General features: G+C 68.6%; 19 protein-coding genes. 6 read left to right on the top strand and 13 right to left on the bottom strand.

The genetic code is table 11. The features are described from left to right. Positions 1-22: 22 nt before the first annotated feature. The 3 genes from nrdR to ACFWFP_RS03520 form a co-directional block, all read right to left on the bottom strand. Positions 23-487, bottom strand: coding sequence for a transcriptional regulator NrdR (gene nrdR / locus ACFWFP_RS03530; protein ID WP_379292923.1), 465 nt, complete (start codon positions 485-487; stop codon positions 23-25). Between the two features lie 57 nt (positions 488-544). Further along, complete coding sequence (locus tag ACFWFP_RS03525; protein ID WP_379292922.1) at positions 545-1,771, bottom strand: hypothetical protein; 1,227 nt, start codon at positions 1,769-1,771, stop codon at positions 545-547. Positions 1,772-1,930: 159 nt separating this feature from the next. Further along, positions 1,931-2,632, bottom strand: coding sequence for a hypothetical protein (locus ACFWFP_RS03520; RefSeq protein ID WP_379292921.1), 702 nt, complete (start codon positions 2,630-2,632; stop codon positions 1,931-1,933). Positions 2,633-2,938: 306 nt separating this feature from the next. Between ACFWFP_RS03520 and lexA the strand changes: the two genes are divergently transcribed. Beyond that, positions 2,939-3,577, top strand: coding sequence for a transcriptional repressor LexA (gene lexA, locus ACFWFP_RS03515; protein ID WP_379293744.1), 639 nt, complete (start codon positions 2,939-2,941; stop codon positions 3,575-3,577). Here the strand turns inward: lexA and ACFWFP_RS03510 are convergent. From ACFWFP_RS03510 to ACFWFP_RS03480, 7 genes are all read right to left on the bottom strand, one after another. Beyond that, positions 3,574-4,320 carry a pirin family protein gene (locus ACFWFP_RS03510; protein ID WP_379292919.1) on the bottom strand — a complete coding sequence of 249 codons (747 nt, stop codon included), beginning with the start codon at positions 4,318-4,320 and terminating at the stop codon, positions 3,574-3,576. The genes lexA and ACFWFP_RS03510 overlap by 4 nt on opposite strands. Before the next feature lie 127 nt (positions 4,321-4,447). Next, positions 4,448-5,329: a lysophospholipid acyltransferase family protein gene (locus tag ACFWFP_RS03505; RefSeq protein ID WP_379292918.1), complete on the bottom strand. Its 882-nt coding sequence runs from the start codon at positions 5,327-5,329 to the stop codon at positions 4,448-4,450. Between the two features lie 127 nt (positions 5,330-5,456). Beyond that, positions 5,457-6,890, bottom strand: coding sequence for a GTPase HflX (hflX, locus tag ACFWFP_RS03500; protein WP_379293743.1), 1,434 nt, complete (start codon positions 6,888-6,890; stop codon positions 5,457-5,459). 163 nt (positions 6,891-7,053) lie between these two features. Then, positions 7,054-7,944, bottom strand: a complete 891-nt coding sequence (gene dapF, locus ACFWFP_RS03495; RefSeq protein ID WP_379293742.1) for a diaminopimelate epimerase — start codon at positions 7,942-7,944, stop codon at positions 7,054-7,056. A 44-nt stretch (positions 7,945-7,988) separates the two neighbouring features. Continuing rightward, complete coding sequence (locus ACFWFP_RS03490; RefSeq protein ID WP_379292917.1) at positions 7,989-8,825, bottom strand: TrmH family RNA methyltransferase; 837 nt, start codon at positions 8,823-8,825, stop codon at positions 7,989-7,991. Then, positions 8,822-9,760 carry a tRNA (adenosine(37)-N6)-dimethylallyltransferase MiaA gene (gene miaA, locus ACFWFP_RS03485; RefSeq protein WP_379292916.1) on the bottom strand — a complete coding sequence of 313 codons (939 nt, stop codon included), beginning with the start codon at positions 9,758-9,760 and terminating at the stop codon, positions 8,822-8,824. Before miaA ends, ACFWFP_RS03490 begins: the two co-directional genes overlap by 4 nt. After that, positions 9,757-10,530, bottom strand: a complete 774-nt coding sequence (locus ACFWFP_RS03480) for a hypothetical protein (protein WP_379292915.1) — start codon at positions 10,528-10,530, stop codon at positions 9,757-9,759. Before ACFWFP_RS03480 ends, miaA begins: the two co-directional genes overlap by 4 nt. Before the next feature lie 263 nt (positions 10,531-10,793). On the opposite strand from ACFWFP_RS03480, the gene ACFWFP_RS03475 reads away from it, so the two are divergent. Beyond that, on the top strand, positions 10,794-12,173 hold the full coding sequence (locus ACFWFP_RS03475; protein ID WP_379292914.1) for a DUF349 domain-containing protein: 1,380 nt from the start codon (positions 10,794-10,796) through the stop codon (positions 12,171-12,173). 57 nt (positions 12,174-12,230) lie between these two features. On the opposite strand, the gene ACFWFP_RS03470 is transcribed toward ACFWFP_RS03475, so the two are convergent. Both ACFWFP_RS03470 and miaB read right to left on the bottom strand, forming a co-directional pair. Beyond that, positions 12,231-12,830, bottom strand: a complete 600-nt coding sequence (locus ACFWFP_RS03470) for a hypothetical protein (RefSeq protein ID WP_379292913.1) — start codon at positions 12,828-12,830, stop codon at positions 12,231-12,233. Positions 12,831-12,919: 89 nt separating this feature from the next. Next, the gene (gene miaB / locus ACFWFP_RS03465) at positions 12,920-14,458 is read right to left on the bottom strand and encodes a tRNA (N6-isopentenyl adenosine(37)-C2)-methylthiotransferase MiaB (RefSeq protein ID WP_379292912.1); all 1,539 of its coding nucleotides are present in this window, start codon (positions 14,456-14,458) and stop codon (positions 12,920-12,922) included. A 241-nt stretch (positions 14,459-14,699) separates the two neighbouring features. On the opposite strand from miaB, the gene ACFWFP_RS03460 reads away from it, so the two are divergent. The 4 genes from ACFWFP_RS03460 to ACFWFP_RS03445 all read left to right on the top strand — a co-directional run bounded on the left by ACFWFP_RS03460 (position 14,700) and on the right by ACFWFP_RS03445 (position 17,951). Further along, positions 14,700-15,428 carry an amino acid ABC transporter ATP-binding protein gene (locus ACFWFP_RS03460; protein ID WP_358072185.1) on the top strand — a complete coding sequence of 243 codons (729 nt, stop codon included), beginning with the start codon at positions 14,700-14,702 and terminating at the stop codon, positions 15,426-15,428. A 35-nt stretch (positions 15,429-15,463) separates the two neighbouring features. Beyond that, entirely contained in the window at positions 15,464-16,300 is an 837-nt protein-coding gene (locus tag ACFWFP_RS03455) for a glutamate ABC transporter substrate-binding protein (protein ID WP_379292910.1), read from the top strand. Between the two features lie 92 nt (positions 16,301-16,392). Further along, complete coding sequence (locus ACFWFP_RS03450; RefSeq protein ID WP_378626608.1) at positions 16,393-17,064, top strand: amino acid ABC transporter permease; 672 nt, start codon at positions 16,393-16,395, stop codon at positions 17,062-17,064. Next, entirely contained in the window at positions 17,061-17,951 is an 891-nt protein-coding gene (locus tag ACFWFP_RS03445; RefSeq protein ID WP_379292909.1) for an amino acid ABC transporter permease, read from the top strand. The genes ACFWFP_RS03450 and ACFWFP_RS03445 overlap by 4 nt, the downstream gene beginning before the upstream one ends. Before the next feature lie 311 nt (positions 17,952-18,262). Here ACFWFP_RS03445 and ACFWFP_RS03440 read toward each other — a convergent pair whose 3' ends face one another. After that, on the bottom strand, positions 18,263-19,123 hold the full coding sequence (locus ACFWFP_RS03440; protein ID WP_379292908.1) for a 3-hydroxyacyl-CoA dehydrogenase: 861 nt from the start codon (positions 19,121-19,123) through the stop codon (positions 18,263-18,265). Positions 19,124-19,132 lie beyond the last annotated feature (9 nt).

Below are 19,132 nucleotides of genomic sequence, written 5' to 3'. Positions count from 1 at the left end.
ACCAACCGGCGCCGGGCGTGGATCAGTCGGTCGCGGCGACCGCGCGCGCAGCACGCATCTCGGTGATCTCGCGTTCGAAATCGGCCGCGCTGGTGAAGGATCGGTACACCGAGGCGAAGCGCAGGTAGGCCACCTCGTCGAGGTCGCGCAGGGGGCCGAGGATGGCGAGGCCCACCTCGTGGCTCGGCACTTCGGGTGATCCCTTGGCGCGCACCGCGTCCTCGACCTGCTGGGCGAGCAGGTTCAGGGCGTCGTCATCGACTTCCCGGCCCTGGCAGGCCCGGCGTACACCGACGATGACCTTCTCGCGGCTGAACGGCTCGGTCACGCCACTGCGCTTGACCACCGACAGGATCGCGGTCTCGACGGTGGTGAATCGGCGCCCACAGCTCGGGCAGGAACGACGGCGGCGGATCGCGGTGCCCTCCTCGACTTCCCGCGAGTCGACGACGCGCGAGTCGGGGTGTCGGCAATACGGGCAATGCATCCGAGGGTTCCTTCGTCGATGCGCATTTCTATTCCATGGCTCTTGACAGGATACCGGTCAGGATGGCACAACCTGCCACTGCGTGGTCAGGTCCGCGATGATGTCGGGTAGCCGGGCGAGCATCCGGCCCCGATCGAGCTTGACGGCGAACGGTTCGCGATACACCGTCGCCGCGCGTGCCGCGTCGGTCGCGAGGTCGAGATGGCGTGGCAGCAGGTCGGCGGTGATGTAGTCCCAGCGGGTCTCGCGGTCGGCCCAGTTGAACGCGGGCAGCGGCGTCCGCAGGCCCAGCGGCCGCCCCGCGGCGATCGGCGACCACACCGTGACCGGGGCGTATACGCCGGGAGCCCGGGTGCCGGGGACGGCGGGCTTGCCCGCGACCGTGGTGACGTAGGTGAGCACTCGGCCCATCCCGGCGCGACCGCGTGCGGTCACATCCCACTGGTCGGCGATGATCTGGTTCTGTTCCCGATCCGCCATGGCGACCAGCGCGGCGCCGCGGCCCGCTTCGGTGCCCCCGTCGATCCCGGTCCAGGCCACCCGCATGCCGTCGTCGAGCAGACCGGCCGCCGACATCTCCTCGATGCCCGCCATGCCGTCGGCGAGGTAGGCCTCGTGCATCGGGACCAGATCGAGGAAGATGTGCTTCTGCATGATCATCAGCCGGGTCTGATACCAGGCGAGGTCGGCGGCGGTCAGCCGTGGGCCGAGAGCGGCCAGTAGGTTGATATCGGCCGGGACGCCGGTGAGCAGTTCCGGCGGCGTGGCCCGCAGCAGGTCGGCGACAACGTTTCCGAGTTCGTGGATTCCGCCCACGGAAACTCCGGCGGCGACGTCACCGACGTCGAAGAAACCGGCGGCGAAGGACGCGCCCGCGATACCCGCCATACCCGCCCAGTAGAGATCGGAGCGAGTGGCGGCGAGGCGGAAGTAGTTCACGTACACCTGGCTGAAGGTGGCGGAATTGGCCGCGACGCCACGCTCGGGCGCCCAGGCTTCCAGGTCGATCGCGGCGTTGTCGGTGGCCACGACGAGCCAGTACTGGTGCAGCAGGGTCGCATATCGCGTGGGATCGATGCCGTCGTCGCGCGCCTGGGTCAGTGCGTCCCGCAGAGGTTGTTGCGCGGTGGGCAGCTCCGGGTGCAGCCCGCCGCTGTATTCGCCCTCACCGTTGAGCGCGGGGAGGTCGAGGTAGTCGGTGTAGGCGGGAACCGCGTGCGCGGCGGGTGCCAGCAAGGCACCGAGCACCACACCGAGCAGCAGAGCAATCGAGCAGCGGCGCACCGAGACCTCGCATCCGGGTTCGACCGGGGCCCCCGCCCCGATTCAGGATGCCCGTCACCGTAGCAACGTGTTCTAGTTCCAGGGCGTGATTCATAGATACAGATAATCTCGCATGCTGTCGAACCCCGCCGAAAATGTTCGCGCGCAGCGATTCCCGACTCATCGCCCAGGCTCGAGCTGCGCTCCGGGCCCGAATCCCGCCTGCTCCGAGATACCGGGTGTCGTCGAGTCGACATGGTCGGCGAAGCTACCCGCGCGCACGTGCGCGAGCCCGAGAAAAGCGACGACGATCAGCGCGGTCACCAGCGCCGTCACCGCGAGCGCGGCGAACCCGGCCTTGGCCTGCTCGACCCGGCGCAGCGGATGGACGCCCCGCGCGGGGCCGGTACGCACGGGACCGCGGGTATAGAGCGAGAGCTCGCTGTGCGGCGCGTGGTGGCGCGGGCGGCGATCCGCAGGCAGGCGAACGACCTCGCGGGGACGGTGCGCCGGTGCGCTGCGGGGCACCGTGGCGAAGGCGAGATCGAGTTCGGCGTCGGTGAGTTCGATCCGCCGCGGGGCGCGAACGATATCGGCGGGTTCGGCCACCGGCAGGCCGTTCGCGGGCGGGCACAAGACGCCGGAGCGGACGATGTTGTGCGCGACGTTCGCGGGCGCGGCCGGGCGAAGCGAAGCAGTGCCTGCGACGAGCGCGGTCGACGGCGCTTCGGCGGCCTGATGTTCGACGCCGGCCGGCCGCGGCATCGTCGGCCGGACCACAGCGAAACGTCGTGGGGTACGGGCGGACCAGCGCCGACGAGGCATGGGCTCCGGGGCGGCGGTGGGGTCGGTGGAACGCAGGGCGCTGGTTGCTGTGCTCATCGGAAGAACCTCCGGGGTGGTGTGCTCCGCTGCTGCGAGAAAGTACTGGTGAGGCGGCAATGCCTCCCGCTGTTCGAACACCTGTGCGACGAACTGATGTTCGATTTCTACCAGATCCCCGCGCCGCTGTCAGCACGAAACGCCCGACATGCTCGAACAGATGTTTGATAGTTCGGCGTGGCACGACTAGCCTCGAGATGGCGAATTCGACAACTGGAAGGGCGGGACACGGTGACCCACACAGACGACACGGGTGACGAAAGCGGCACCGGCACCGTCACATCGGGATCCGGAACGGATCTCACCGTGCGTCAACGCACGGTCCTCGATGTCATCCGCTCCTCGGTGACCGAACGGGGCTACCCGCCCAGCATCCGCGAGATCGGCGACGCGGTCGGCCTCACCTCCACCTCCTCGGTGGCTCACCAACTGCGCGCCCTCGAGCGCAAGGGCTACCTGCGCCGCGACCCGAATCGGCCGCGCGCGGTGAATGTCCGCGGACTCGACGAGGCGGTCCGCTCGGTCACCACGCTGCCCCAGCAGACCGACGAGGTCGACCCGAACCGCCCGACCCCGACCTTCGTCCCGGTCCTGGGCCGGATCGCCGCCGGTGGCCCGATCCTGGCCGAGCAGGCCGTGGAAGACGTGTTCCCGCTGCCGCGCGAACTCGTCGGCGAGGGATCACTGTTCCTGCTCAAGGTCGTCGGCCAGTCGATGGTCGACGCGGCCATCTGCGACGGCGACTTCGTCGTGGTGCGTCAGCAGAACGTCGCCGAGGGTGGCGACATCGTCGCCGCGATGATCGATGGCGAAGCCACCGTGAAGACGTTCAAACGCAGCGGCAAGGACGTGTGGCTGATGCCGCACAACCCGCACTTCGAGCCGATCCCCGGCAACGACGCGCAAATCCTGGGCAAGGTCGTCACCGTCATCCGCAAGGTCTAGCGGCGCGCGGTCGCGGTCATCTCCCAGATCAGCAGCTCGGCGGCGGTCAACGCGGTCACGCGGTGGCCGCCGGTCGCTGTCAGGCGGACGGCGTCGCCCTGCTCCAGGGTGCCGTAGCCCTCGTAGTCCACGGTGCCACGAGCGAGGAAGACGTGACCGTAGGGCGCGTCGGGGACCGTGATCGTCCGACCCGGATCCAGCCGCGCGACATGGAACGCGGCATGACGGTTGCCGATGCCGATCGCCGCCTCCCCACGATGGCGCGGCATGCCGGACGCCACCGCGACCAGCGTATTGCGAGCGAGTTCACCCTCGATATCGAGTTCCTGATAACTCGGGGCGATGCCCGGCGTGTCCGGCGGAATCCACATCTGCACGACGTGCAGGCGCTCCTTCTCCCGGTAGCCCGCCCCGTTGCGCTCCGAATGCAGGATGCCCGTGCCCGCGCTCATCCGCTGCGCGAGGCCGGGACGGATCAGGCCCGAGTGCCCGGTCGAGTCCTGGTGCACCACGGTGCCTTCCAGGACCCAGGTGAGGATCTCGGTGTCGCGGTGCTGATGGGTGTCGAAGCCCTCGCCCGGGTCGACGATGTCCTCGTTGTGCACGAGCAGCAGCCCGTGCGCGTAGTCCTCGAGGACGAAGTTGCCGGTGACCGGGAACGACTGGCGCGAGTCGAGCCATGCGTTGCGCCAGTGCCTGCGGTCGGCGCCGGGCACGACCCGGACCTGTTCCGTCACGATCATCGCCACCCTCTCGTTATCCGGACCCTAGTCCGCATAACTGGGGTAACGACATCGGCGCCGCAGGCATTCCACACCCCCCGGGCGCGTCCATCCCGCGGCGCCGATCCCGCCGATCAGGGGATCCCGGTCACCAGGGCAGTGCGTCGCGCAGGCGGCCGACCAGCGTGCGACCGCTGTCGCGGTCACGCTCGTTGAACAGGAACTGCAGTTCTTCCTCCAGTCCCTTGCGCACCACGTCACGCAGATCGGCGGACGCACCGTCGATGTCGTCGGCGTCCATCCACGGCGTGGGGTCGATCGGCGCGCCCGCCGAGAAATAGAACCGCTCCGGGCGGGGCAGCGGCGTCGGGCCGACGCCCTTGACCAGCGGTGGGCTCAGTTCGGGATTGATCCCGAGCAGGCGGCACGTCCAGCGCAGCGGCGACATCACCGGGTGCTGACCGTCGAAGACGATGTCGTAGGCATCGTCGATGCCGATCATCGCCAGCGGCACAATCGGCACCCCCGCCTGGATCGCCATCCGCGCGAACCCGGTGCGGCCCTCCCACTTCAGCTCGTACTTCTCGCCGCTGCGGCGGATCGCCTCGCGGCCACCACCGGGGAACACCACCACCGCCTCCCCGCGCTCGAGCAGCGCCAGGCAGTTCGAGCGAGTCCCGCGGACCGCGCCGAAATGATGCAGGAAATCCCGCACGCCGGGCACCATCAGCACATGCTCGGCCAGACCGCGCACCAGCCTGCCGCGCACGCGCAGGATCTCCGGCATGATCAGCGGTGCGTCGATCCCGCCGAGCAGATTGTGGTTGGCCACGATCAGCACCGGCCCTTCGGCCGGAATGTTGTCCAGCCCGTAGAACTTCGGGCTGGTCCACGCCCGCAGCGGCGCGAGCACCGCCTCGAACGCGCGGATGTCCCATTCACTCGGCGCCGGGTTCAGCGGCGCTCCGTCCGAGAGAACCGCTCCGTCCGAGCGAACAGGGTCGCCCACCGCAACCCTGTTCTTCGTCACATTTTCCGTACCTTGATGGTCGTTCGACATAACACCCTCCTGCTGTCGATATTCGACCATAGCGTCCGAAAATCCCTCTGTCGCATCGGCATTTGTCCGCAACCGGCGGGCAAATCAGCGAAAAAGATCAGTTGAGTGCCGGCTCCGCCGGCCCGGAGTGCGCGTATTCGGACAGGGCCGCGGCCAACGCGTGCGGCACGCGCGCGCGAACCCGGGTCCCGCCCTCCTCGTGCTCGGCGGTGACGATCCGGCCGTCCGCGTGGATCCGGGCGAGCAGGTCGCCACGGCTGTAGGGCAGCAGCACACTGATGTCGACATCGAGTCCGCCGAGCACCTCCGAGAGCCGCTCACGCAACTCCTCCACGCCCGCGCCGGTCTGCGCGGAGACGAAGGCCGCCTGCGGCAGCATGCCGCGCAACCGGGTGAGCTCGTTCGGATCGGCGGCGTCGATCTTGTTGACCACCAGCAGTTCCGGCGGCGCCGGCGTGCCCTGCTCCCTGATCACATCGGTGATCACCTCACGCACCGCCCTGATCTGTTCGAGCGGCAGCGGGTCGGCGCCGTCGACGACGTGCAGCAGCAGATCGGCGCCGGTGACCTCTTCCAGGGTCGAGCGGAAGGCCTCGACCAGCTGGGTCGGCAGGTGGCGAACGAAGCCGACGGTGTCGGTGAACACCATCTCGCGGCCGTCGTCGAGCGCGGCCCGGCGAGTGGTCGGGTCCAGGGTGGCGAACAGCGCGTCCTGCACGAGCAGCCCCGCGCCGGTGAGCGCGTTCATCAGACTGGACTTGCCCGCGTTGGTGTAGCCGACGATCGCGATCGAGGGCACTCCGCTCTCGGTGCGGCGCGCGCGCATGGTGTCGCGGGCGGTCTTCATCTCCCGGATCTCGCGGCGCAGTTTGGCCATCCGCTCGCGGATGCGGCGGCGATCGGTTTCGATCTTCGTCTCACCGGGACCGCGGGTGCCGACGCCACCGCTGGCGCCGCCCGCCCGGCCGCCTGCCTGACGGGACATCGACTCGCCCCAGCCACGCAGGCGCGGCAGCATGTACTCCATCTGCGCCAGCGCGACCTGCGCCTTGCCCTCGCGGGAGGTGGCGTGCTGGGCGAAGATGTCGAGGATCAGCGCGGTGCGGTCGATGACCTTCACCTTGACGACCTTCTCCAGCGCGGTGAGCTGCGCGGGCGTGAGTTCACCGTCGCAGATCACCGTGTCGGCGCCGGTGTCGAGAACGACCGTGCGCAGCTCTTCGGCCTTACCGGAACCGATGTAGGTGGCCGGGTCGGGCTTGTCACGGCGCTGGATCAGTGCCTCGAGCACCTCCGAGCCCGCGGTTTCGGCGAGCGCGGCCAGTTCGACCATGCTCGCGTCCGCCTGAGCGGAACTGCCGGTGGTCCAGACACCGACCAGCACGACGCGCTCGAGGCGCAGCTGGCGGTACTCGACCTCGGTGATGTCGGTGAGCTCGGTGGACAGACCGGCGACGCGTCGCAGCGAGCTGCGCTCGTCGAGCTGCATCTCACCGACGGTCGGATCGGCCGCCCAACCGGGCTGTTTCATGCGGGCCGCGTGGCGGGCCAGCGCATCATCGACGTCACCGCGCTCGGCGGCGTCGTCGGGATCGGCCGCGGTGGGGTGCTCGGCCGATGTGGATTCTGTGGGTTCTACTGGTTTCGTCATACGTTCTCCATGCTGCCACGTCCGGGTGACAGCGTGCACGCGGTTATCGCTGCTCCTGCGCGTCCCACCAGGACCGCGACAGCGTTCCCGAGGCCAGCAGTACCGAAGGACCGCGCAGCCAGGCGCGGGCGTCAGCGATCCCGACGCGCACCTGCCCGCCGGGTACACGCACGGTGACCTCGCCGGATCCGGTGCCGATCGACACACCTGCGGCGGTCAGCGCGGCCGCGGCGGCGGCCACCGTCCCGGTGCCGCAGGAACGGGTTTCGCCGACGCCACGTTCGTACACGCGCATGTCGACGGTGTTGTCGGCGGCGAGCGCGGTGAGGATCTCGACGTTCACCCCGTGCGGGAACAGGTCGGGGTCGAAGCCGGGGGAAACACTCAGGTCGAGCTTGGCGAGCGCGTCCACGGTCATGGTGTCGTCCACGCAGGCCAGATGCGGATTGCCGACATCGATGCCGATTCCGGCCAGCGCCCAGCCCGCCAGGGTCGCGGTGGACGGGCCGAGTTCGCGGACGACGCCCATGTCCACCGTGACCTCACCGTCGGTCGGACCGGCGGCGTGCACGACGACCGGACGGGCGCCCGCACGGCTGCCGACGACGTACTCGGCGCGCTGTTCGAGCCCGGTGGCATTGAGGTAGTGCGCGAAGACCCGCACCCCGTTGCCGCACATCTCGGCGATCGACCCGTCACCGTTGCGGTAGTCCATGAACCAGTCGTCGGCGCCGACACCCTCGGGCAGCGCTGGCAGCACACCGGCGGCGAGCAACGCACCGGCCTTCGCCACGCGCAGCACCCCGTCGGCGCCGAGGCCACGCTGCCGATCGCACAGTGCGGCGACGCGGTCGGCCGTCAGGTCGAGGCGCACCTCGAGGTCGGGCAGCACCACGAAGTCGTTCTGGGTGCCGTGGCCCTTGCTGAATTCGATGTCGGACACGTCCGCCATTGTCCTCTGCGCCGTCGACGGGTTCGTTACCGGGCGAAGGTACGCCGCTGCCGAGCGATCTCGTAGAGGCTGATCGCCCCCGCCGACGGCGCGCCGAGCGAACTGGCGGTGCCGCCCATCGGGATGGTGACCAGGTCGTCGCACGCGTCGACCCAAGCCGAGCTCATGCCGGTGGTCTCGTTGCCGACGACCAGGATCGTCGCCTCGGTGAAGTCGTGGTCGTAGACGGTGCCCGGCGCGTGTTCATCGGTGCCGACGATACGAGTGGGGATGCCGCGCGCGACCTGACGGTCACGGAATTCGAGGACCTGACCGGGGCCCGCCGCGCGCAGCACCGGTACGGCGAACAGCGAGCCGGTCGAGGCGCGCACGGCCTGCGGGTCGAACTGGTCGGCACCGTGGCCGGTCACGATCACGCCGGACGCGCCGAACGCGTCGGCCGAGCGGATCAGGGTGCCGAGGTTGCCGGGCGAGTTCGGGCGATCGAACACGACGACGACCGGGGCATCCTCCCCCGGCTCGCCGGGGGCGTAGTCGGCCAGGTCAGGGTGTCGCGACACCGCGACCGCCACGATCTCCGGCGCGCTCGCGGCTTTCTCCCCCAGCTCGGCCATGAGTTCGGGGACGAGGCCCACCTGCGGCACGTCGGCGGTGTCGAGGATCTCGCGCGCCCAGCTCGACAGCTCAGGGCCACCGAGCCGGTAGAGCATGGTTTCCAGCGGCCAGTCATTGGCCAGCGCCTGCGTGATCGGGCGCACGCCTTGCACGAGGAACCGGCCGTCACGATGACGTTTGGTCCGGTTGTTGAGGTAGGCCTGCCACACCTGCACCGAGGCGTTGCGGGTACTCACTCGTCGGGTCACTGCGCTGTCCGTCCTATCGGGTCGGTATTCGCTTCGGAGAGCAGGGCCAGCGCGGTCGCGGCGAGCTCGGGATCGGCGCCGTCGACCCACGAGACCCGGGGGTCGCGGCGAAACCACGACCGTTGCCGCCGCACGTAGCGGCGGGTGCCGATCAGGGTGCGTTCGCGGGCGTGGTCGAGGTCGTATTCGTCATCGAGGTAGGCCAGCACCTGGGCGTAGCCGATCGCGCGGCGGGCGGTCTGGCCGTCGCGCAGGCCCCGCTCGATCAGTGCGCGGACCTCGTCGACCAGACCGGTTTCGAACATCAGGGCCGTGCGGGTCTCGATGCGGGCGTCGAGCGCGGCGGTCTCCCGGTCGACGCCGAGAATCGCGGTGTTCCAGCGTGGGGCGCCGATGGTCGGGGCCGAGGCGGCGAACGGGCGACCAGTCAGTTCGACCACCTCGAGCGCGCGCACCATGCGCCGGCCGTCGGTGGGCAGAATGGTCGCCGCGGCGACCGGGTCGGCCTGTCGCAGCGCCGCGTGCAGCGCCTGCACCCCGCCCTCGTCCAGGAGCGCTTCCCAGCGGGCGCGGACCTCGGGATCGGTGGCCGGGAAATCCCACTCGTCGAGCAGCGCCTGCACGTACATCATCGAACCGCCGACGATGACCGGGGTCTTCTCGCGCGCCATGATGTCCTCGACGACGGCGCGGGCCGCGCTCTGGTAGGTGGCGACGGTCGCGGTCTCGGTGACGTCGAGTACGTCGAGCAGGTGGTGCGGGATGCCGCGTCGCTGGTCGGGCGGCAGTTTCGCGGTGCCGACGTCCATGCCGCGATAGAGCTGCATCGCGTCGATGTTGACGATCTCGCCGCCGAGTTCGCCGGCGAGATCGAGTGCGAGGTCGGATTTCCCGGTGGCGGTGGGGCCGACGACCGCGATCGGTCTGCTCGTCACTCGTCGATTCCTTCCCGTCCGCCCGGTTGCCACACGCTCACGTCGTAGCCGACGCCATAGGGTGCGCCCTGGTACAGGGTACGGACCCGCGGATCGGCCGAATCGGCGGCGAACAGACCGCCGAGTACCTGGTAGGCGGCGCGTCCGTCGACCAGCAGCGCCGCACACAGGTCCGGCTCGAGCGCGGCCAAGCCCGCCCGTGAACCCGTGCGCAGCGCGGCGTCGAGGTCGTGCTGAACCGCGGTGGCCCGCTCGTCGAGATAGCCGGGCGACTTGACCGTCAGGGTCGCGGCACCGTCCGCGACGACGAGCAACGCGCAGGGGTCCTGCTCGCTGTCGAGCGCGGCGCGCAGCGCGGCGCCCGCCGCCACGCAATCGGTGGCCGAGGTGTCCGCGGCGAACAGCCGGGCCCGCACCGAGATCCGGGGCGCGACCTGCTCCCGCAACCATCCGGCGACCAGTACCGGAAGGGGAAGCTGAGCGTCTGCTGGACCGGCTTGCTCGCCCACCGGGCCGAGCCCGACGACGACATCGGCGCCGAACCCACGGAAGGTCCCCCTGGTCGCCGAACCGTAGGTTCGGTCATGGCTGCCGACCCCGACGACGATCCACCGATCGGCGGCTGCGGCGAGGGCCGCGGCGGCGTCGAGAGCGGCCGCGCGCAGCACCACGGTCGGATCGTCGGGATCGCTGCCGGACACCGGGACTCGCCCACACAGTTCGGGCACCAGCATCGGCGGCGACGGGACCAGGGCCGCTATCGAGAACACGCGGTAACCGTAGCCGCAGCGCGCACCGGGGCCCACATCCGGCGCGGCGCGAGCGCGCGGGGGTCTGCGAGTGTCCGGCGTAGTGATGCGCGCCGAGATTGCTAATGTTTTCAGGTGCGACTACCCACGTCGTCCGGGACGAAATCCCAGGAAATCCGCTATTCGATCCTCCGGATCGATGGTTTCCGCGGCTCGAACCGGGTTCAATGGGATGTGCTAGGGCGTAACCAGGCAGCCGTGACGCGCGGCAGGGACGGAGAGCAATGACCGACAGCAACGGAACCGCGAAGCCCACCCCAGGTCCGGCCCCGCGACCGTCCGGTACCCCCAAGCCCGGCGGGAATGCTCCGCGTCCGCCGAAACCCCATGCCGTGAAACCGGCGCCGGGCCCCGATCAACCGCACCCGCACGCCGTCATCGTGCCGAGTGCCACCGACCCGAGCAAGTGGGGTCGCGTCGACGAGGACGGCACCGCCTGGGTCCGGACCGCCGAGGGCGAACGAATCGTCGGCTCCTGGCAGGCGGGCGACGTCGCCGAGGGCCTGGCGCATTTCGGCCGCCGCTTCGACGATCTCGCCACCGAGGTCGCGCTGCTCGAGGCCAGGCTGGCCGCGGGCGCCGACGCCCGCAAGACCAAGGCCGCCGCGCTGGCACTGGCCGAGACGTTGCCGACGGCGGCCGTCATCGGCGATATCGACGGACTCGCCGCCCGGTTGCAGGTGATCACCGAACACTCCGAGGAAGCCGCCGCGCACGCCAAGGAGGAGAAGGACCGCGCCCGCCACGAGCACACCGAGCGCAAGGAAGCCCTCGCCGCCGAGGCCGAGCAGATCGCCGCCGATTCCACCCAGTGGAAGGCCGCGGGCGACCGGCTGCGCGAGATCCTCGACGAGTGGAAGTCGATCCGCGGGGTCGACCGCAAGGTCGACGACGCGCTGTGGAAGCGCTACTCCAAGGCCCGCGAGGCGTTCAACCGCAGGCGCGGCGCCCACTTCGCCGATCTCGACCGCGAACGCGCCACCGCCAAGACGCGCAAGGAAGAGCTGTGCGTGCGCGCCGAGGAGCTGGCCGACTCCACCGACTGGACCGGCACCGCCGCGGTGTTCCGCGACCTGCTCACCGAGTGGAAGGCCGCGGGCCGGGCACCGCGCGAGGCTGACGAGTCGCTGTGGCGGCGGTTCAAGAGCGCCCAGGACGTGTTCTTCGCCGCCCGCAACGCGGCGGTCAGCGAGCGCGACGCCGAGTTCGATCACAACGCCGCCGCCAAGCTGGAACTGCTGGCCGCCTACGAGCACATCGACCCGGCCAACGGCGTGGACGCCGCCCGCAACGCGCTGCGCGAGCTGCAGGACAAGTGGGACGCCATCGGCAAGGTCCCCCGCGAGCGCATGCAGGAGCTCGAAGCGAAGCTGCGCGCCATCGAGAAGCGGGTCCGTGACGCGGCCGATCAGCAGTGGCGTCGCTCCGATCCCGAGGCCGTCGCGCGGGCCGCGCAGTTCCGTGAGCGGGTCGCCCAGTTCGAGGAGCAGGCCGCCAAGGCCACCGCGGCGGGCAAGAAGCGTGACGCGGAGAAGGCGCTCGAGCAGGCACAGCAGTGGCGCGAATGGGCCGAAGCCGCGGAGGGCGCGGTCAGCAATCTCTGAGCCGGACAGCAAGAAACCCCCGACCGATCCGGTCGGGGGTTTTCTTGTCTCGCAGGACTATTCGCCGCTGAGGCGCTTGCGGTCGCGATCCTCGGCTTCGCGGGCCGCGGTGCGGCGCTGTTCCTCCGCGGCCAGTTGCACGGCGGTGCGACTCCACACGACGCGGACCCAGTGGAAGGTGAGCACCATGATCGCCAGGGTCCCCAGGATGAGACCGATACCCGGACCCGCGCCCACGTAGTTGCCGAGCCCCGGGGTCTGGCGGTGCCAGATCGAGAGCACACCGAACACCGAGCCGACGGCCGATCCCGCGCAGGCGATCCAGGCCAGTACCCAGCGACGGGTGGTCAGCGCCAGCAGCGAGAAGCCGACACCGAAGACGATGACCAGCCACACGAAGATCCGCGACGGCAAGCCGATGTGTTCGACCCCCGCGGCGTCGGTGTCGAGCAGCACGTCGAAGCCACGCGCGGTGCCCGCGGTCGGTAGGACCAGCGAGATCAGCAGCGCGAAGACCGCGCCCGCCACCACCAGCGCTCGCGCGCCGGGGTCGATCTCACCGGCGATGCGGCGCTCGACCGCGTCGAGTTCACCGCGGAATTGTTCGAAATCCTCGTCGTTGCGCGCCGGGTTCACCGCGTGTCCGCTCCTGTCCACAGGCTGGTCGTTGGCGGGTCCCACTGTGCCATCACCGGACGCACCGTTCGCATCCGACCCACTACGACCGGTAGTAGATTCGTCGTCGCTCACGACGCGCACCCCGTCGAACAGCCGCTCTCGACCGTCTCGATGACCGGTGCGCCGATCCGGGGCAGCCCGAGACCGACACCGATCGGCGCGGTTTTGGGCGTGATGCCGCGTTCGTGTGCATCACCGGCGGCGGTGCGCCGATGCGACTTCACCGCGCTGTCGGCGATCAGGTGGTGCGGCGCCGCCTCGGTGATGTCGACGGTGACGATGTCGCCTGGACGGATGCCGGTCACGTCGCCGGGCCGGAAGTGCACCAGCCTGCCGTCGCGCGCACGGCCGCTCATCCGCGCGGTCACCGCGTTCTTCTTACCCGCACCCTCGGCGACGAGCAGTTCCACCTCGGTGCCGATGAGCGCCTGGTTGTTCTCCCAGGACACCTGGTCCTGCAGGGCGATCAGCCGTTCGAAGCGTTCCTGCACGACCTGCTTGGGCAGCTGATCGGGCAGGTCGGCGGCCGGAGTGCCGGGACGCTTGGAGTACTGGAAGGTGTAAGCGCTGGTGAAGCGGGCGCGACGGACCACGTCGAGGGTCTCGAGGAAGTCCTCCTCGGTCTCGCCGGGGAAGCCCACGATGATGTCGGTGGTGATCGACGCGTGCGGCATCGCGGCGCGCACCTTGTCGATGATGCCGAGGAAGCGCTCCTTGCGGTAGGAACGGCGCATCGCTTTCAACACTCGATCCGAACCCGATTGCAGCGGCATGTGCAGCTGCGGGCAGACGTTCGGGGTGGCCGCCATCGCCTCGATCACGTCGTCGGTGAACTCCGCGGGATGCGGTGAGGTGAACCGCACGCGTTCGAGACCCTCGATCTGTCCGGTCGCGCGCAGCAGCTGCGCGAACGCGCCACGGTCGCGCGGCTGCTCGGGATCGACGAAGTTCACGCCGTAGGAGTTGACGTTCTGACCGAGCAGGGTCACTTCCAGCACGCCTTGGTCGACCAGGGCCTGCACCTCGGCGAGCACGTCTCCGGGGCGGCGATCCACTTCCTTGCCGCGCAGCGAGGGCACGATGCAGAAGGTGCAGGTGTTGTTGCAGCCCACCGAGATCGACACCCAGCCCGCGTAGGCCGACTCCCGCTTGGCGGGCAGCGTCGACGGGAACGCCTCGAGCGATTCGAGGATCTCCACCTGCGCCTGCTCGTTGTGGCGGGCCCGCTCGAGCAGCACCGGCAGCGAGCCGATGTTGTGGGTGCCGAACACCACGTCGACCCACGGCGCCTTGCGCACCACGGTCTCGCGATCCTTCTGCGCCAGACAGCCGCCGACGGCGATCTGCATGCCGGGGCGGCCCTGCTTGACCGGGACCAGCTGACCGAGCGTGCCGTAGAGCTTGTTGTCGGCGTTCTCCCGCACCGCGCAGGTGTTGAACACCATCAGATCGGGCGTCTCCCCGGTGGCGGCCTTGGTATAGCCCGCGTCCTCGAGCAGCCCGGACAAACGTTCGGAGTCGTGCACGTTCATCTGGCAGCCGAATGTGCGAACCTCATAGCTGCGTGTAGGCGCGCCCTCAGTCGCGTTCTGAACCGTCGAATCCACCAGTCCAGGGTACGGGGGGCCCTGACTGTGATGCGCGTCACGGTTGCGTTCGCGGAATAATACGCAAAGGTAACGGGCAGCCGCCGGGTTACCAGCAGGTGTCGTTTCGGCGTGCCGTCACGGCATGTCTTCGAAAGCCGGGCAATTCTCCAGAATGGACATAAGGTTTCTGACCATGACCGACGACGCCGCACCCGCGAACGGGAACGCCGACGCCGCAGCCACCACCGCTGCTCCGCCGATGATCTCGATGCGCAACGTGGACAAACACTTCGGTGAGCTCCATGTCCTGCGCGATATCCACCTCGAAGTGCCCCGTGGGCAGGTCGTGATCGTCCTGGGCCCGTCGGGTTCGGGGAAATCCACCCTGTGCCGCACCATCAATCGCCTCGAACCGATCGACTCCGGTGACATCGCCATCGACGGCGTCGCACTGCCCGACGAGGGCAAAGCTCTCGCCGCGCTGCGCGCCGAGGTGGGCATGGTGTTCCAGTCGTTCAACCTGTTCGCGCACAAGACCATCCTCGAGAACGTCATGCTGGCGCCGACGAAGGTCCGTGGGAAGAAGAAGGAAGAGGCGCGCAAGCACGCCCTCGCCCTGCTCGAGCGGGTCGGCATCGCCAACCAGGCCGACAAGTACCCGGCCCAGCTCTCGGGCGGCCAGCAGCAGCGCGTGGCGATCGCCCGCTCACTGGCGATGGATCCCAAGGTCATGCTGTTCGACGAGCCGACCTCGGCGCTGGACCCCGAGATGGTCAACGAGGTGCTCGACGTGATGGTGGCGCTGGCCAAAGAAGGCATGACCATGCTCGTGGTCACCCACGAGATGGGCTTCGCCCGCCGTGCGGGCGATCGCGTGCTGTTCATGGCCGACGGTGAGATCGTCGAGGACACCGCGCCCGAAACATTCTTCACCGCACCGAAATCCGAACGTGCCAGGGACTTCCTCGGCAAAATTCTCAGTCACTGACTCGCAGCACCATTGTCACAAGGAGAAGGAAAACCATGAGGATCAATCGTGCGATGCGCGTCGGAATCGGCGCCGCGGCACTGGCATTGGCAGTCACCGTCACCGCAGGTTGTGGTGGCGGTAGCGACAAGTCGGCCCTGGACAACGCCAAGGACGGTAAGCTGACCATCGGCATCAAGTTCGACCAGCCGGGTCTGGGCCTGCGCAACACCGACGGCACCTACAGCGGCTTCGACGTCGACGTCGCCAAGTACGTCGCCGACAAGCTCGGCGTGAAGCCGGAGAACCTCACCTTCAAGGAATCGCCGTCGGCGCAGCGCGAGACGCTGATCGAGAACGGTCAGGTCGACCTCGTCGTGGCCACCTACTCGATCAACGACAAGCGCAAGGAGAAGGTCGATTTCGGTGGCCCCTACTACATCGCGGGCCAGGACCTGCTCGTCCCCGCCGCCAACACCGACATCACCGGCCCCGATTCCCTCGCGGGCAAGAAGGTCTGCTCGGTGAAGGGCTCCACCCCGGCTCAGAACATCGAGAAGAACTACCCGCAGGCGCAGTTGCAGACCTACGACACCTACTCGCTGTGCATCGAGGCGATGCGTAGCGGTGCGATCGACGCGGTCACCACCGACAACGTCATCCTCGCCGGTTACGCCGCGCAGTCGCCGGGCACCTTCAAACTGGTGAACAAGCCCTTCACCACCGAGAAGTACGGCATCGGCCTGAAGAAGGGCGATTCGGAGCTTCGCGGCAAGGTCAACGACGCCATCCAGGCGATGATCGATGACGGTTCGTGGAAGGCGTCGCAGGAGAAGAACTTCGCGGGGACCGGCATCGCGGTGCCCGCGCCGCCGACCATCGACCGCTACTGATCAACCACTGACCATCGGTGGCCCGGGGATTCCCGGGTCACCGATGCGGTGTTGTCCTGCTGGCCTTCACACCGATCGGAGGACGCGCGTCCGTGTTCGACCTGATCTCGAGGTATGACAACCAAATCCTCGATGCGTTCTGGGTAACCATCAAACTCACTTTCTTCTCCGCGATCGGTGCGCTCGTCATCGGTACCGTCGTCGCCGGCATGCGCGTGTCCCCGATCCCGGTCGCGCGCTGGGTCGGCGCGGCGTACGTAGCGGTCTTCCGTAACACTCCGCTCACCCTGATCCTGGTATTCACCTCGCTCGGCCTGTACAGCACCCTCGGGTGGAAACTCGGCAGTGACGAGATCAAAGTCATCAACTATCGCTGGGCGATCATCGGGCTGAGCGTCTACACCGCCGCCTTCGTCTGCGAATCGCTGCGCTCGGGCATCAACACCGTCGCGCTCGGCCAATCCGAGGCGGGCCGGTCGCTGGGCTTCGGATTCGCCCAGAACCTCCGTTTGATCGTGCTGCCCCAAGCCTTCCGGGCCGTCATCGCACCGCTGGGCAGTGTGCTGATCGCGCTGACCAAGAACTCGACGGTCGCCTCCGTCATCGGCGTCGCCGAAGCCGCGTACCTGATGGGCGCGATGATCGAGAACGAAGCCGCCATTCTCACCATCGGTGCGATCTTCGCGCTCGGCTTCGTCGTCCTCACCCTGCCGACCGGGCTGTTGTTCGGCTGGCTGGCCAAGCGATACGAGGTGGCACGATGAGCGGCGCTTCGGTTCTGTTCGACGCTCCCGGGCGCCGCGCGCGGCTGCGTCACAACCTGTACTCGGTTCTGGTCGTCGTCGTGCTGGTCGGCGCGGGCTGGTGGATCTACGACGCGTTCGCCGACAAGGGCCAGTTCACCGCGGCCAAGTGGAAGCCGTTCCTCGAGTCCGAGATCTGGGAAACCTATCTCCTGCCCGGTCTCGAAGGCACCCTCACCGCCGCCGTGATCTCGATCATCGGCTCGGTGTTCTTCGGCATGATCTTCGGGATCCTGCGCCTGTCGGACCACGCGTGGGTGCGCTGGGTCGCGGGCACGATCGTCGAGCTCGCCAGGGCGATCCCGGTGCTGATCCTGATGATCTTCCTGTTCGCGGTGTTCGGCGACTACGACCTGTTCCCCTCGGATCAGCTGGCGCTGGCCGCGGTGGTCATCGCGCTGATCATCTACAACTCCGCGGTCATCGCCGAGATCGTGCGCGCGGGCATCAAGTCCCTGCCCAAGGGGCAAACCGAAGCCGCCATGGCGCTGGGTCTGCGCAAGAACCAGCTCATGCGGCTGATCCTGCTGCCGCAGGCCATCACGGCCATGCTGCCCGCACTGGTCTCGCAGATGGTCGTCGTCCTCAAGGACACCGCGCTGGGTTACCAGATCACCTATGTGGAACTGGTGCGGTCGGGTCAGCAAGAGGGCGCGTCGTTGCAGAACACGATCCCCGCGCTGATCGTTATCGCGCTGATCATGATCTCGCTCAACATGGCGCTGAGCTTCCTGGCCACCGCCCTCGAGAAGCGGTTGCGTTCCCGGAAGAAGGGCGGCGCCGCGGTGCTGGCGGCCGATTCGATTCTCACCGACGCCGCGCCGGGCGTCGACATCACCAAGAAGTAGGCGCGCACCGACGCCGGCGGGGCCCGATCCCAGGGTGGATCGGGCCCCGCCGGTGTTTCCTAGTCCTCGCCGATGAGGCCGAATTCGCGCAGCAGCGGTCCGATCTCGGTGCCGTCGAGCTTCTTGAGCAGTCGCGGGTGGTCTCGGCGAACTGGAACGCCGCGCCGGAGAGCGAGGCCAGCCCGGCACCGGCGAATCAGGCCGATTTGCCGTCCACCCCTTCGGGTTTGCGCGGCCGGGCGAACGCTTCGTAATTGCCACTGCTGTAGTCCATCCGTCTCCTCTGTCCGATCCGGCAAGGTCGAGCGGGACTATGCGCTGTAGCGGTAGAACCCCTCTCCGGTGGCGGCACCGAGCTTGCCCTTGTCGATGTAGTTCTCCTTGAGCCAGGCCGCGAGCTTCTTGTGGGCGTCGCTGCCGTTGATCAGGATGTTGTACGGAGTGGTCAGGCCGACGATGTCGAGGATCTGGAACGGGCCCATGGGCGCGCCGGTCGCGATGCGCCAGGTCTCGTCGACAGCGGCGGGCTCGGCGTATCCGCCCGCGGCGAGCTCGATTCCGGAATTCAGGAACGGCACCAGCAGCGAGTTGAGAACGTAACCCGCCTTCTCCTTGTGCAACTCGATCGGCACCATGCCGATCGCCTTCGCGAACGCGACCACGGCGGCGAACACCGCCGGATCGGTCTGCTCGGTGCCCATCACCTCGGCGGTATTGAACTTCCAGACGTGGTTGGCGAAGTGCAGCGCCAGGAACCGATCGGGGCGCCCGGTGTAGTCGACGATGTCGCTGGGCAGCAGCGTCGAGGAATTCGTCGCGAACACGGTGCGTTCGGGCGCGAGCGCACCGAGCTTGCCGTACAGGTCGCGCTTGATCGCGAGTACCTCCGGCACCGCCTCGATGACGAGGTCGGCCTCGGCCGCCGCGATGGCCAGGTCGGCGGTCAGGGTGATGCCCGCCGCGGTCGCCGTGGTGTTGCTCGCGTCGGCGCCTGCCACGTCCTGCTGGTACACGGTGGCGAGTTCGTCGAATCGGGTGCGGGCGGCGGTGAGCGCCGCGTCGTCGATGTCGTAGGCGGTGACGTCGAACCCGTGGAAGGCGCTCTGGAAGGCGATCTGGGATCCGAGCACCCCCGTGCCGAGGACGGTCACCTTGCGGAATTCGATGGTCATGGGTCAGCC

Origin of the sequence: Nocardia sp. NPDC060249, assembly GCF_042728755.1 — a bacterium.
GTDB lineage: Bacteria > Actinomycetota > Actinomycetes > Mycobacteriales > Mycobacteriaceae > Nocardia.
Note: the sequence above shows the minus strand (reverse complement) of the source record. Positions and strands in the feature narration are given on the sequence as shown.